This is a genomic window from Streptomyces roseicoloratus (genome assembly GCF_004117935.1).
GTDB classification, from domain to species: domain Bacteria; phylum Actinomycetota; class Actinomycetes; order Streptomycetales; family Streptomycetaceae; genus Streptomyces; species Streptomyces roseicoloratus.
The window spans coordinates 11,982-25,505 of sequence record NZ_SDOY01000152.1; the positions used below are offsets into that span (position 1 = coordinate 11,982).

The following is a 13,524-nucleotide window of genomic DNA, read 5'->3' on the forward strand; positions in this document are numbered from 1 at the left end:
GTCTGCGGACGGTCCGCGGACGGTCCGCGGACGGTTGATCGGTGGTGTCCGGCCCCCTCCCGTGGTGTTAGCGTGCATCGCCGGCCGCGGGACTCCGGTGCGACTTCCGGGACCTGCCTCTGAAGCAACGTATTCGCTGTTCGCGCCCCCATTCCCCGGCCGGCACCCTGCCGAAGGAGCCACGATGTCCGATCTCCTCGCCGCCGAGGACGTGCTGCTCTTCGTGAACGCGGCCGTCACCGCCACCGGGCAGCGGGAGTTCCGGGACGGCGCGGAGGAGCAGCGGCTGTCGCTCGGCTTCCTGCACGAGTACGTGCGGGTCAACTACCGGCCGCTGTACGCCGCCGCGCTCGCGCTCGACATCAACGATCACAACGCCGCTCTCATCGTCGAGCAGCTGCTGCGCAGTTCGCGCGACGCCGGGGCGGAGGAGGTGCGGCGGGAGGGGCGGCTGATCGCCGCGCGGCTGGCGAGGCTGGCGCCGCAGCGGGTCTACCGGCTGTTCCGCGCGCTGCGGGCGGCCGGGGTCAACAACCGGCGGACGCGGGCGATCATGCGGGACTGGCTGGCCGCGCGGCCCGACCTCGCGCACGACGCCGTGAAGTACCGGTCCGGGCTCAAGGCCGCGGCCCGTCACGCCCATGCGGCGTTCACGGGTGACGGGGGCGAGACGGGCGACTTCCTGTTCGCGCCGCGGCGCCGGGCCCGCTACGGGCAGCCCGTCCTGGAGGCGTTCCGGCGGGCGCGGCACGACCAGGGGGCGCTGTACGAGCTGCCGTTCACCGTCGCCGAGGGGTTCGCCGCCCGGCACGGGGTCGACCGCGAGGTGTTCCTGAAGCGGATGACGTCGCGCATGACGCGTCTGGAGCGGCTGCGGACGCAGCCGACCGCGACCGGTCTCTCCGTGATGCCGCTGACCCGGCTCGCGCTGTACGTGCTGTCGCTGTCGTTCGAGGCGAGGCGGGAGCGCCGCGAGGAGCTGACCGGTGCGCTGCGGGCCGCCGCGCGACGGGTGGCCGGGCCGCACGCGGGGAGCTGGGGACGGGTGGCGGCGGTGCTCGACGACAGCTGGTCCTCGTCCGGTTCGGCGGTGAAGCGGCGTCGTCCGCTGGCCGTCGCCCTCGGCTGCCATTTCCTGCTGGAGGCGCTGGCCGCGCCCGGGGCGTACGCGGCGCACTGGACGTCGGGGGCGCGCGATCCGCTGCTCGTCCGGCCGTGGGGGGCGACGCCGCTCGGGGCGCGGATCCTGGACGCCCTGGACGGCTCCGCGGACCGGCTGGTGATCGTCTCCGACGGCTGGGACAACGCGCCGCCCGGGCTCGCCGGTGAGGTGCTGCGGGTCTGGCGGGCCCGGCTCGATCCGGGGCACCGGATCCCCGTGGTCCATGTGAACCCCGTATACGACGCCGCCGTCTTCGACGTGCGCAGGCTCGCGCCCACGGTTCCCACGGCCGGCATACGGGATGCGGAGGACCTTCCGGCGCTCGTCGAGATCGCCCGTTTCGCGGAGGGCCGCGAGGGGCTGCCCGCGCTGCGGGCGTATCTGGACCGGCGTGTGGAGCTGTTCCTGGAGGCGGACGAGGGGAGGCCCGCGTGACGCGGATCGATCTGAGCGGGCTCGTCGTGCGGCCCTCGCAGGTGTGGGGCGGGGTGCGGCTGGTGCCGCTCGTGCGGGACGAGCCGGTGGAGGGGCTGCGGCTGCGGCGCGAGGTGTACGCGCGCTCGTGGGGGCCCGACACCGTCGACGTCGGTGACGGCACCGCGTACACGTCGTACGTCCCGCACGGTTTCGTCGCCGACTGGGGCGGGGCGCCGGGCGCCGCCTACGGGACGCGGCTCGGGGACGAGCCGCCGGTCGCCGTGCCGGTGCGCAGGCTCGCCCGGCGCCGGCGGGGCGAGCCGCGGCTGCGGTTCCTGCCGCTCCACCTCGCGGTCGAGGGCTATCTGGCGCTGCACTTCGGCGGGCCTTCCGTGCTGTGGGACGAGTGGTCCGGGGAGGCGGTGCGGCGCGGTCTGTCGCCGCGCGCGGAGGCGGCGTACGCCGGGTGGGAGGTGCCCGGGCTCGCGGAGGCGCTGGGGGTGTTCGAGATCCACCCGGGGCAGTGCGGGATGATGCTGTACGTCGCCGACGCGCTCGCCGCGGCCTTCGTCGTGCCGCACCCGGACGACTACCGGCTGCTGCACGCCACGCTGGTGGAGGACCTGTTCGGCGAGCTGGTCCACCAGTACGCGCACTACGGCGCGCCGGTCGGCGACTTCGCCGCGTCCCTCGGCGACGGCGCCGGCGTCTCGTCGCTCGCCGATCTGCGCCGGGCGGCGGTGCGGGCGGAGCGGGAGTGGGCCGAGGCGCACGACGGGCTGATGGCGCGGGACCTGCTGGAGACCCCGTACGCCTTCGAGCGGGTCCACACGATGGGCGGTTTCCGGCTGTTCCGCTTCCTGCCGCCGTTCCTGCGGTCCGGGCAGGAGCAGCACATCGGGGAGCTGATCAGCGACTGCCGGGGCCGGACGGCGTATCTGAAGACGTTCCGGCTGTCGGAGAAGCAGATCCGGCGCGGGCACCTGCTGCGCCGGCTCGCCGACACCGACTGGCACCTGGGGCGTACGGCGGAGGCGCTCGGCACCTCGTACGCCGAGCTGGTGGCGCGGATCACACGGGCCGGATTCGGGGCCCTGCTCGACCACCACGCCGTCGCACGGCGGCTGCGGGATTCGGAGGAAGGCTGAGTAACACGGGGTTCACAATCGGGCAACCGACGGGAAATCCCGTGTTGCGAAGCTGCGCTCAGACGCACCACACCACCACCGCAGCTCTCGCAATGTCGCGAGCGGCCGCCGAGGACCCGCAGCACGGCAAAGGATGAGGCCCCGTGACCTTCAAGGCTGAGTACATCTGGATCGACGGCACCGAGCCGACCGCGAAGCTCCGCTCCAAGACGAAGATCATCCCCGGTGACGGTCTCGCGCTGGAGGAGCTGCCGATCTGGGGCTTCGACGGTTCCAGCACGAACCAGGCCAAGGGTCACGCCTCGGACCGCGTCCTCAAGCCGGTCTTCTCCTGCCCGGACCCGATCCGCGGCGGCAGCGACATCCTGGTGCTGTGCGAGGTCCTCAACACGGACATGACGCCGCACGACAGCAACACGCGCGCCGCGCTGGCCGAGGTGTACGCGAAGTACGCGGCCCAGGAGCCGATCTTCGGCATCGAGCAGGAGTACACCTTCTTCGACGGCGAGCGTCCGCTCGGCTTCCCCGTCGGCGGCTTCCCGGCCCCGCAGGGCGGCTACTACTGCGGTGTCGGCGCCGACGAGATCTTCGGCCGTGACGTCGTCGAGGCGCACCTGGAGAACTGCCTGAAGGCGGGTCTGGGCATCTCCGGCATCAACGCCGAGGTCATGCCGGGCCAGTGGGAGTTCCAGGTCGGCCCGCTGGCGCCGCTCGAGGTCGCCGACCAGCTGTGGGTGGCCCGCTGGCTGCTCTACCGCACGGCCGAGGACTTCAACGTCTCCGCGACCCTGGACCCGAAGCCGGTGAAGGGCGACTGGAACGGCGCCGGCGCGCACACCAACTTCTCCACGAAGGCGATGCGCGAGGGCTACGACGCGATCATCACCGCGTGCGAGGCGCTCGGCGAGGGCTCGAAGCCGCTCGACCACGTCAAGAACTACGGTGCGGGCATCGACGACCGTCTGACCGGTCTGCACGAGACCGCCCCGTGGGACCAGTACTCCTACGGCGTCTCCGACCGCGGCGCCTCGGTCCGCATCCCGTGGCAGGTCGAGCAGGACCGGAAGGGCTACATCGAGGACCGCCGCCCGAACGCGAACGTGGACCCGTACACGGTGACCCGCCTGCTGGTGGACACCTGCTGCGAGGCCCTGGAGAAGGCCGGCCAGGTCTGAGACCAGGCCTGACGCCGGGCCCGCCGGTCCGGTTCGCGCACGTCGTACGAGGGGTGCCCGCCGCTTTCCGCGGCGGGCACCCCTCTTCGCGTCGGGCCCCCCTCTTCGCGTCGCGGCTGCCGTGCGGTGGCGTGACGCACCACGGGGCATCCGGGGGGGTGCTCAGGAGCATTCCCTGCTGGTTTAATAGGAATATGAGCAGCCGCCAGAACGACACCGCGACGGGTCACCGCGACCTCGAGCCGTTCTGGCCGTCCCGGCAGCACGACGACTTCGACCGGTGCTGTCGGCGCGTGAGGAACGCGTCGGCCCTCTAAAGCCCGACCGGAACCGATTCCGGTCCCCGGCCTTCGGCCGACGCGCAAGACGTTCGACGTGCACCGTCCGTTCGCAACTCGCGCGAAAGAGCTGAGACTTCCATGGCCCACATCCAGGCTGCCACCGCTCCCCTCTCCCCCGCCCGTCCCCGTCTGCGCGCCGTCGCACCCGACGAGGCCGCCGCGCTCGCACAGGTCGCCGACTTCCTGCCGCCCGGCGCCACGCTCCTGCCCGCACCCCAGCACGCCGTGCCGGCGCTGCCGGGCCGGCCGCCGATGGTCGGCTACCTCGTCCTGTTCCCGGCCGACCGGCAGCCGCCGGCCCCGCCCCGCGTCGAGGAGGGCCCGGTGGTCATCGACGGCGTGCAGCGGATCGCCCGGGTCGACGGGCGTGAGCTCGACCTGACGTACCTGGAGTTCGAACTCCTCGCCCATCTCGTGGCCCGCCCGCACCGGGTGCACACCCGGGACCAGCTGGTCACGACGGTGTGGGGGTACGGGCACGTCGGAGACGGCCGGACCGTCGACGTCCACGTGGCCCGGCTGCGCCGCAAGTTGGGCGCCGAGCACCGCCACACGATCCAGACCGTGCGGCGGGTCGGCTACAAGTACACGCCCTGAATCAGCCCGTCCGCCCGGGCCGCGCCCCCGGCCGCGTCCCTGACCGCGTTTCCGGCCGCGTCCTCACCCGCGCGACGAACGCCACGGTGAGGTCGACGGCCAGGAAGGCCACCAGGCTGAGGCCGAGCAGCGGCACGAACCATCCCACCGCCGCCGTCGCCGCGAGCAGCGGCAGCAGCATCGTCGGCGGCACGCGCCGCCAGGCCCCGCGGGCGACCGGCCGGCGGGCCGGGCGGCGCAGCCACCACATGCGGTAGCCCCAGACGACCAGCAGGACCAGGGCGAGCGCGAGCGCGGCGAGCGCCAGCTGGTTGAACAGGCCCAGGAACAGACCCATGTGGGCGTCGATGCCGACCCGGGTGAGCTTCGCGAGCAGCGGGTAGTCCGCGAAGCGCAGCTCGTCGAGGACGGCGCCGTCGGCCGGGTTCACGGCGACCGAGTCCAGCTGGACCGGGAACTGCTTGTCGGTCTCCTTCACCACGTACCCGCTGCCCTCGGCGGGCAGCGTGACGGAGATCGAGGGGCTGTCGATGCCGGCCGCGCGGGCCGCGGCCACGGCCCGGTCGAGGCCGATGTCCGCGCTCCCGCCCGCGCCGCCGGCCCCCGCCGGCGCGGGGTGGTGGCCGGTGCCTGCGCCGGCGCCGTGGCCGGTGCCGGAGCCGGTGCCGGAGCCAGCGTCGGCGTCGGCGTCGGCGTCGGATCCGGATCCGGATCCGGATCCGGTGCCGTGGCCCGCGTGTTCGTCGCCGTTCGCGTCGCCGCCCGGAGTGACGGCTGCCGAGAGCTGCGGGGTCGCGCCGCCCAGGCGGTCCTGGACGCCGCCGATGTTCTCGCCCGCGTAGCGCGACCAGGTCAGGCCGGTGGCGGACAGCGCCACGAGCCCGGCCACCGCCCACAGGCCGACGCTGCCGTGCCAGGAGAGCGTACGGCGCCGGGACCGGGGACCCCGCTCCGGAAGGAACAGGGCACGGCGGTTCTTCCGGCGGCGGCCCAGCCACAGGGCGAGGCCGCCGAGCGCGACCACCCAGAGCCAGCTGGCGGCCAGTTCGCTGTAGTTGCGGCCGAACTCGCCCAGGTGCAGGTCGACATGGAGCCCGGATATCCAGGTGCGCAGCGGCAGCGCGCCCGCGCTGCCGTAGCTGGGCAGCTGTCCGCGCACGTCGCCGGAGTACGGATCGACGAACACGGCCAGGGAGGTGCCCTCCGGGGCCTCCGGGTCGTCCATCAGGACGCGGGTGGTGGCGCCGGGCTCGGCGCCGGGCCAGACGGCGGTGACGGTGCCGTCCGGGTTGGCGGCGCGGGCCGCCTCGACCTGGCGCGCGAGCGGCAGGGCGGTGCCGCCGCCGTCGGGCACCGGGACCTCCAGCTCGTGGGCGTAGACCAGCTTCTCGGCCGGGACGGCGAGCGCGTACAGCAGTCCGCTGACGGCGGCGACGAGGAGGAACGGGGCGACGAGGACGCCCGCGTAGAAGTGGAGTCGGAGCACGAGCGGGCGCAGGGCGGCCCAGCCGCGCGGGGCTCTGCCGGGGGCCGACGCTTCGGCCGGTGTGTCGGGGGTGGGCGTCCCGGAGGATTCCGGGCGCGCCAGATCGTCGATGGTCATGACGGTCCTCGGTGTGGTGATCCGGCGTCGGACGGCGGCAGGAAGCGCCGGACGGCAGGAAGCAGCGCCGGACGGCAGGAGGCTCATCGGACGGCCTCGAACCGTTCGGGACGGCTTCGGACGGCGTCGGACGGCATCGGCCGGCTTCGGCCGGATCGGGTGTCGACAGGGGAAAGCGGCCCCCGGTCGATCACGTCAGAGAAGTGCTCCGAGGGCCGTGGCGCGGAAGGTGAGCGGCGGGCGCGGCGGGCCGCGCCGGGACACCGAGCGGGCGAGGAGCACGCCGTGGAGCGGACGGGTGTGGCGGCGCGGGCGTACGGTACGGCGGACGGCCGGGCGCGCGGGTACGAGGATCCGGACCGCGGCCAGCAGCAACCGCAGCGGCGCCCACGCGCGGGCGCCGACGGTACGGGCAAGGGCGAACAGCGCGGCCTCGCCGCGTGCCAGCCAGAGCCCGCAGGCCAGGGCGGCGAGCACGTGGGCCGCGAGCATCCCGGTGCCCGATGCGGCACCGGAACCCGCGGCGGCCGCGGCCCCGTCCATGGCGTGCGCCATCGCCGTGTGCGAACCGCCGTGGGCGGCGGCGTGCGCCGCGTGCGCCGCCTGGGCCGCGTGCGTCAGGTACGGGTCGGCGAGGACCTCCGCCGGGAGCTCCGGGCTCGGCGACCCGACCGTTCCACCGGGACCGCCGTGCTCGCCCGCCCCGAAGATCAGGTGCAGCGTCCCCTGGACGGCCGCCAGTCCGGCCGCGACGGCGACGGGACCGCGTCGGCGCCCGGCGGCGGCCCAGGCCAGGGCGGCCGTCACGGCGAAGGCGGCGAGGAGGGAGGACGGCGGGACGGGGTGGGCGGACAGGGACGAATGCCCCACCGCCGCCAAAGTGACGCACACCGCCGCGAAAAATGCGGCACGGAGGGCGCGCAGCGGCGACCGGGGGTGCGTCATGGTGTCCCCCATGCTGTCACCCCGCTCCCGCGCGCGGGAGACCGCCTCCGGAGGGCGGGGCGGGGTGGGGAGGCCGGATGCCGCACGCCGGGATACCGGGACGCCGGGACATCGGAACGCCGCGACGCCGGGACACCCGGACACCGGGACACCGGGGCGCCGGGGTACCGGGACGCCGGGATACCGGGACGCCGGGATACCGGGACGCCGGGACGCCGGGACGCCGTCGGTCGCATCGGCTACGGTTCACAGGAAGAGTGCGAATAGTTCGGTTTGTACCGATACACCCGGTTCATGCAGTACCTGTCGCGCCTCGGAGGAGTCGACGCATGCCCGCCATTCCCGCCGTCACCGTCGCCAACCTCCGCGATCTCGGCACGCTGCCGCTCGGCGCGGGGCGCAGTGTCCGTGAGGGGCTGGTGTTCCGGGCCGGGCAGCTGGACCGGCTGGACCCGGAGGATTCCGTGGTGGCCGGGCTCGGGATCCGGACGGTCGTCGACTTCCGGACCGACGCCGAGCGGGCCGAACGGCCCGACCGCATGCCGGCCGGCGGACGGCTGGTGATCGCCGACGTGCTGGCCGACTTCCTGGCGACCAGCGGGCTGCCGCCCGCCGCCCGGCTCAAGACGCTGCTGGCCGACCCGGCGCTCGCCGAGGAGCACCTGGGCGGCGGGCGGGCGCAGGCGGCGTTCACCCGCACGTACCGCGCCTTCGTGAACACCGAGTCCGCCCGCGCCTCCTACCGTGCCTTCCTCGCCGAGCTGGGCGATCCGTTCGCCGGGCCGCTGCTCTTCCACTGCACCGCGGGGAAGGACCGCACCGGCTGGGCGGCGACCGTCGTGCTCTCGCTGCTCGGCGCGGACGAGAAGACCGTGATGGCGGAGTACCTCTCGGTCAACCCGGGCGTGCGGCAGGCCTTCGCGCCGATGATCGAGGGGTTCACGGCCCAGGGCGGCGACCCCGAGCTGGCGCTCGCGCTCATCGGGGTCGTACCGGAGTACCTGGAGGCGGCCCTGGACGAGGTCGCGGTGCGGCACGGGTCGATGGAGAAGTACGTACGGGAGGGGCTCGGCGTCCCCGACGAGGTCACCGAGGTGATCCGCGAACGGCTCACGGTCCACGCGGCCTGAACCGAGCCGTACCGACCGTGCGGACATACGGGCCGTGCGGGCTGTTCGGGCCGTGCGGAGGTAGGGGCTGTTCCAGCCGTAGGGGCTGTTCCGGCCGACGTTTCCGGGCCGCACCGGCTGACCCGTTCGAGTGACACCCTCCGGGGTGACCATCGCAAGAATCGCTCGTTCTGCTGAACGTGAGCACCCAGGAACTCGCCTCCTCCTCCCCCGCCTCCCCCGGTCCGGTCGACGTCGAGCAGGCCGAGGCCGCGCTCGTCGAGCACTATCCGCGGCTGGTCCGGATCGCCTATCTGGTGCTTCCGCCGTCGCTCGGGCGCAACCGCCGGGTGCTGACCGCGCACGCGCTGGTGCAGCGTTCGCTGCCGCGGCGCCGCACGTCCGGCGCCGCCGCCGCGGCGGTGCCGGGGGCCCGGCGGGCGGACGAGGACGCGGTCGATCCGGGCTACGCCTACGTACGGGGCGAGGTGCTGCGGCAGGCGCTGGTCGCCGGGCTCCCGCTGCGCCGTCTCGCGCTGCCCCGGCGGGCGCAGTTCCCGCCCCTGCTGCCGCAGGTGTGGGGGCTCCGGCTGTTCCCGCGGGCGGGCGGCGCCGACGAACTCGCCCTGGACCAGCGGCTCTCCGCGCTCTCCGGGCCGGCGCGCGCGGCGTACGTGCTGCGCGGCCTGGAGCGGCAGGGCGATCCCGAGGTGCTGCGGGTGCTCGCGGCGGCCGGGGCCGAGGACCCGGAGGCGGCGCTCGCGGAGGCGGACGCGGTCGAGGGCCCCGGCGGGTCGAGCGGGGCCGCGCTCCTGGAGTCGGCGGAGTTCGACCCGTGCTCCTTGCAGGCCCGGCCGACGGACCTGATGCGGCGGCGCCAGCACGGCAAGGCGGCGCTCGCGGCAGCGGCGGCGGTCGTGGTGTGCGGGGCACTGCTCGGGCTGCCGGGCGACGGATGGGGCAGAAACGGTGCTGCGGCGCCCTCGTACGCCCGCAATCCCGCGGCCGAGGCGGCGCTCGACCCGGCGGCCCTGAAGCGGATCGGCGCGGCCGACTGGCGGGGCTCGGCGCGGACGGACTTCTCCGTGTGGCCGGCCAGGGGCGGGCTCACCGGAGACGCGGCGCTGCTGCGCCGGGCGCTCGCGGTGTGGGCGCGGCCGGGCCCGTCGGTGCGGACGTCGGCGACGCCCGGGACGCCGCCGGGGCCGCCGATGGGTCCGCCGCAGCTGCTGTTCGCGAGCGAGGTCGACGCGGCGCGCGTGGTGCTGTTCTTCGACGGGCTGCGGGTGGTGCGGTACGCGGAGCCGGCCGGCGGCCGGGGTGGTGCGGGTGGGGCAGGCGGTGGCGGCGGTGCGGCGCTCGACTTCGCCCGTACGGACGGGGCGGACGCGGTGGGTTCGGCGGCGCTCGTGGTGTCCCGCGCCGGGGGCAACGTGCGGTACCTGACGGCGCCTTGGGTACGGGAGGCCGCCGTGCGGGACCTGCTGCTGCCGCAGAAGGCGGCGCGGGTCCTGACGCGGGACGGGTACGGGGTGACCGAGCCGGTCCCCAGCCCCGCGACGGCGCCGGGGTGCACGCGCTGGAGCGCGCTGCAGGTGCGGGACGAGACGGGCGTCCGGGTCCTCGGCGACCTGGGCGAACTGGCCCCGGCCCGGCTGACGTCGGGCCCGCCGGGGCGGCCGGCGGACGTGACGGGCGCGGGGGCGCTGGAGGACTGGGCGCGGGTGGCGTGCTCGCTGTCGGCGATGCGCTCGCACGGGGTGCGGTCGGTGAACTCCTGGGCGTACGCGAGGCAGCCGCTGCCGGAGGGGACGGGGACGGCGGCCGGTACGGGGGCCGCGGCGGGGGCGGGGCGCGCGGAGTGGTCGTGCGTGCGGGCGGAGACGTGGCGGGGGACGGGGAGCCGGGTGCTGGCGCTGTTTCGGGCCGCGGGGGCGGCGGGGGCGGCCGGGGCCGCGTCTCCGGGGGGTGGCGTGGCGGCCGTCGCCGCGCGGTCGGACGGGTCCCTGGCCTGCGGGCCGCGCGAACCGAGGATCCTGGCGGGGGTGGTGTGGCAGGCGGGGAGCGGGCAGTGGTACGTACTGGCCGCCGGGTCACCGGAGTTCACGTCGCTGACGGTGTCGGGTGGGGTGACGGGGCGGTCCGGGGGGAGGCTGCTGGCGGTGCGGGCGGCGGCGGGGAGCCGGGCGGATCTGACGGGGACGTTGGGGGACGGGCGGCGGGTGCGGGCGCTGCGGTGAGCGCCGCCGAGCTTGTGCGGGTGGCGCCTTTGGCTGTGCGGGTGGCGCCTTTGGCGGGTGCCGGTGCTGCCTTTTCTGGCGGTGCGGGTGGCGCCTTAGGCGGGTGCCGGTGCTGCTTTGGCGGGCGCGGGCGCGGGCGCTGGCGCTGGCCGGGGCGCCGTCCGTAGGGGTGGCGGGCGGGTGCAGGGGCGGAACGCGCCCGCAAGGGCGCCGTCCCGTGTGCCCACCCGTCCCGCCCCAGCGGGACGAATGCCCACACGGAGGCACGACCACGGCACGGCCCCGTCAGGGCGCGGGCGCGGCAGCGGAGGCGCGGCGGCCGGGCGGGAGCGGAGGCGGCGACAGCCGGGCGCACGGGAGCGGAAGCACGGGAGCGGAAGCACGGGAGCGGAAGCACGGGAGCGGAAGCACGGGAGCGGAAGCACGGGAGCGGAAGCGCGGGAGCGGAAGCGCGGCGGCCGGATGGGCGGCGGCCGGATGGGCGGCGGCCGGATGGGCGGGCGGGCAGGCGGGTGGGCAGGCGGGTGGGCAGGCGAGCGCGGGAGCGGGGGCAGCGACGGCCGGACGGACAGACAGGAGCGGTGGGCGGGCGCGAGGCGCGGCAGCGGAGGCGTGGCGATGGCCGGGCGGGCGCGGGAGTTGAGGCGCGGCGGCCGCCACCGTCGGCCGGACAGCCGGACAGCCGGGCGCCCGGCAACGGCAGCGGCAGCGGCAGCGGCAGCCGCAGCGGCAGCCGCAACCGCAACAACGCCGGCGGGTTCGGGGAAAAGGGTGTGTGCGGAGTCTGGTCGTGGGGTTTACCGGTCAGTACATTGACGGCATGTCTAATACGCAGCCCGTGCCGGTGGCGTCCGAGCACATCGAGCTCAAGGCCCGCAAGGTGTCCTTCGACTGGGAGCGGACCCCGCTCCACTGGGTGCCCGGTGACCCGTTCACCACCCACACCATCAATGTGCTGCACCTGCTCCTCCCGGCCGGCGAACGCTGGTTCGTGCACGTCTACAAGCAGGTCCTGCCGTACATCACGGACGAGCGGCTGCGTGCGGACGTCATCGGGTTCATCGGGCAGGAGGCCGTGCACTCGCAGGCGCACGACGACGTGCTCCCGCACCTCAGGAAGCTCGGGCTCGACCCGACCCCGTACACCGCGCAGGTCGACTGGTTCTTCGAGAAGCTGCTCGGCGACCGGACCCTGCCGCCCGGGCGGCCGCGCCGCTGGTGGCTGATGGAGCGGGTCGCGCTCATCGCCGCCATCGAGCACTACACCGCCTTCCTCGGCAACTGGGTGCTCAACGCCGAGGAGCTGGACCGCGTCGGGGCCGACCCGGTGATGCTGGACCTGCTGCGCTGGCACGGCGCCGAGGAGGTCGAGCACCGCTCCGTCGCCTTCGAACTGTTCCTGCACCTGGACGGCGGCTACCGGCGGCGGGCCAGGACCTGGGCGGCGGCGTTCTCGGCCCTCGTGTTCCTCTGGCAGCGCGGTGTCCGCTTCTTCATGGAGAACGACCCGACCGTCCTCGACGCCCGTCCCAGCGTCGCCCAGTTCGTGCGCAAGGGCCGCGAGGGCGTGCTCCCGTCCACGCCCGACATGCTGCGCTCCATCCCCCGCTATCTGAGCCGGAGTTACCACCCGAGCCAGGAGGGCTGCACCGCCCAGGCCGCCGCCTACCTCGCGAGCTCCCCCGGTGCCAACGGAGGGCGGATCTGATGGCCCGCGCGCGTGTCCAGCGCCTGCGCACCGCGGTCCTCGTCGCCGGAGCCGTACTGCTCGCCAAGCGGGCGATGCGGCGGCGGATCGACGCCTCCCCGCTGTGGCCGATGCCCGCGCTCGACGAGCCCGTCTCGGGCCGCGGACGGAGCTCCACCGTCACCCGGCGCGTGCTCGTCACTGCGCGCTCCGAACCCGCCGACGGCGTGGTCCGGCTCCGGCTCGAAGGCACCGGACTGCCCGACTGGCAGCCGGGCGCGCACATCGACCTCGTGCTGCCCTCGGGGACCGTCCGGCAGTACTCGCTCTGCGGCGACCCCGCCGAGCGCGACGCCTACACCATCGCGACCCGTCTCGTCGGAGCCGGCCAGGGCGGCCGCGGCGGCTCGCGCGAGGTGCACGAACAGGTGCACGTCGGCACCGAGCTGGAGATCCGCGGGCCGCGCAACCGCTTCCCGCTCGCGCCCGCGCCCTCGTACGTCTTCGTCGCCGGCGGCATCGGCATCACGCCGATCCTGCCGATGGTGCGCGCGGCCGAGGCGGCCGGCGCCGACTGGCGGCTGCTGTACTGCGGCCGCAGCCGCGCCAGCATGCCCTTCCTCGACGAGGTCGGGGAGACGGCGGAGCGGGTCACGGTCGTCGCCGAGGACGAGGACGGGCGGCCCGACCTCTCCTTCCTCGCCGGGCTTCCCGAGGCGACCGAGGTCCACTGCTGCGGGCCCGAAGGGCTGATGGACGCCGTGGGCGCCGCGATGCCGGAGGGCCGGGTCGCGCGCTTCGAGCGCTTCTCCGCGGCGCTGACCGCGCCCGGTACCGCCTTCGAGGTCGAACTGCGGCGCACCGGGCGCACGTTGGCGGTGCCGGCCGACCGCTCCGTGCTGTCCGTCGTGCGGGAGGCGGTGCCGGGCGTCCTCTACTCCTGCCGGCAGGGGTTCTGCGGCACCTGCCGACAGCGGGTCCTGGACGGCGAGGTCGACCACCGCGACGAGCTGCTCACCGACGCCGAGCGGACCGACTCGATGCTGATCTGCGTCTCGCGCTGCGCCGGCGAACGGCTCGTCCTCGACCTGTGACCCGGA

11 protein-coding genes are annotated in these 13,524 nt (G+C 75.1%); 9 read left to right on the forward strand and 2 right to left on the reverse strand.

The window, feature by feature from the left end; all coding sequences use genetic code 11:
- The first annotated feature begins 184 nt into the window (after nucleotides 1-184).
- From ESG85_RS25905 to ESG85_RS25920, 5 genes are all read left to right on the forward strand, one after another.
- On the forward strand, nucleotides 185-1,597 hold the full coding sequence (locus tag ESG85_RS25905) for a hypothetical protein (protein ID WP_128983277.1): 1,413 nt from the start codon (nucleotides 185-187) through the stop codon (nucleotides 1,595-1,597).
- Complete coding sequence (locus ESG85_RS25910) at nucleotides 1,594-2,727, forward strand: ARPP-2 domain-containing protein (RefSeq protein WP_128983279.1); 1,134 nt, start codon at nucleotides 1,594-1,596, stop codon at nucleotides 2,725-2,727. The genes ESG85_RS25905 and ESG85_RS25910 overlap by 4 nt, the downstream gene beginning before the upstream one ends.
- Nucleotides 2,728-2,870: 143 nt before the next feature.
- Nucleotides 2,871-3,902 carry a glutamine synthetase gene (gene glnII / locus ESG85_RS25915; RefSeq protein ID WP_128983281.1) on the forward strand — a complete coding sequence of 344 codons (1,032 nt, stop codon included), beginning with the start codon at nucleotides 2,871-2,873 and terminating at the stop codon, nucleotides 3,900-3,902.
- A 194-nt stretch (nucleotides 3,903-4,096) separates the two neighbouring features.
- On the forward strand, nucleotides 4,097-4,219 hold the full coding sequence (locus tag ESG85_RS36700; RefSeq protein ID WP_281288083.1) for a hypothetical protein: 123 nt from the start codon (nucleotides 4,097-4,099) through the stop codon (nucleotides 4,217-4,219).
- Nucleotides 4,220-4,321: 102 nt separating this feature from the next.
- Nucleotides 4,322-4,840 carry a winged helix-turn-helix domain-containing protein gene (locus tag ESG85_RS25920; RefSeq protein WP_128983283.1) on the forward strand — a complete coding sequence of 173 codons (519 nt, stop codon included), beginning with the start codon at nucleotides 4,322-4,324 and terminating at the stop codon, nucleotides 4,838-4,840.
- A gap of 1 nt (nucleotide 4,841) precedes the next feature.
- On the opposite strand, the gene ESG85_RS25925 is transcribed toward ESG85_RS25920, so the two are convergent.
- Nucleotides 4,842-6,443 carry a PepSY-associated TM helix domain-containing protein gene (locus ESG85_RS25925; protein ID WP_128983285.1) on the reverse strand — a complete coding sequence of 534 codons (1,602 nt, stop codon included), beginning with the start codon at nucleotides 6,441-6,443 and terminating at the stop codon, nucleotides 4,842-4,844.
- 195 nt (nucleotides 6,444-6,638) lie between these two features.
- A complete protein-coding gene (locus tag ESG85_RS25930; RefSeq protein ID WP_246095283.1) occupies nucleotides 6,639-7,388 on the reverse strand; it encodes a hypothetical protein in 750 nt (249 codons plus the stop codon).
- 329 nt (nucleotides 7,389-7,717) lie between these two features.
- On the opposite strand from ESG85_RS25930, the gene ESG85_RS25935 reads away from it, so the two are divergent.
- The 4 genes from ESG85_RS25935 (at nucleotide 7,718) to ESG85_RS25950 (ending at nucleotide 13,518) form a co-directional block, all read left to right on the forward strand.
- On the forward strand, nucleotides 7,718-8,518 hold the full coding sequence (locus ESG85_RS25935; RefSeq protein WP_128983287.1) for a tyrosine-protein phosphatase: 801 nt from the start codon (nucleotides 7,718-7,720) through the stop codon (nucleotides 8,516-8,518).
- 179 nt (nucleotides 8,519-8,697) lie between these two features.
- Nucleotides 8,698-10,737, forward strand: a complete 2,040-nt coding sequence (locus tag ESG85_RS25940; protein ID WP_128983289.1) for a hypothetical protein — start codon at nucleotides 8,698-8,700, stop codon at nucleotides 10,735-10,737.
- 820 nt (nucleotides 10,738-11,557) lie between these two features.
- Nucleotides 11,558-12,445, forward strand: a complete 888-nt coding sequence (locus tag ESG85_RS25945; protein ID WP_128983291.1) for a metal-dependent hydrolase — start codon at nucleotides 11,558-11,560, stop codon at nucleotides 12,443-12,445.
- On the forward strand, nucleotides 12,445-13,518 hold the full coding sequence (locus ESG85_RS25950; protein WP_128983293.1) for a PDR/VanB family oxidoreductase: 1,074 nt from the start codon (nucleotides 12,445-12,447) through the stop codon (nucleotides 13,516-13,518). The genes ESG85_RS25945 and ESG85_RS25950 overlap by 1 nt, the downstream gene beginning before the upstream one ends.
- Nucleotides 13,519-13,524: the final 6 nt, after the last annotated feature.

Excerpts from the sequence above, each read along its gene's own strand:
- ESG85_RS25905 (WP_128983277.1), top strand. The coding sequence starts at position 185 with ATGTCCGATCTCCTCGCCGCCGAGGACGTGCTGCTCTTCGTGAACGCG.
- ESG85_RS36700 (WP_281288083.1), top strand. The coding sequence starts at position 4,097 with ATGAGCAGCCGCCAGAACGACACCGCGACGGGTCACCGCGACCTCGAG.
- ESG85_RS25920 (WP_128983283.1), top strand. The coding sequence starts at position 4,322 with ATGGCCCACATCCAGGCTGCCACCGCTCCCCTCTCCCCCGCCCGTCCC.
- ESG85_RS25925 (WP_128983285.1), bottom strand. The coding sequence starts at position 6,443 with ATGACCATCGACGATCTGGCGCGCCCGGAATCCTCCGGGACGCCCACC.
- ESG85_RS25930 (WP_246095283.1), bottom strand. The coding sequence starts at position 7,388 with ATGACGCACCCCCGGTCGCCGCTGCGCGCCCTCCGTGCCGCATTTTTC.
- ESG85_RS25935 (WP_128983287.1), top strand. The coding sequence starts at position 7,718 with ATGCCCGCCATTCCCGCCGTCACCGTCGCCAACCTCCGCGATCTCGGC.
- ESG85_RS25945 (WP_128983291.1), top strand. The coding sequence starts at position 11,558 with ATGTCTAATACGCAGCCCGTGCCGGTGGCGTCCGAGCACATCGAGCTC.
- ESG85_RS25950 (WP_128983293.1), top strand. The coding sequence starts at position 12,445 with ATGGCCCGCGCGCGTGTCCAGCGCCTGCGCACCGCGGTCCTCGTCGCC.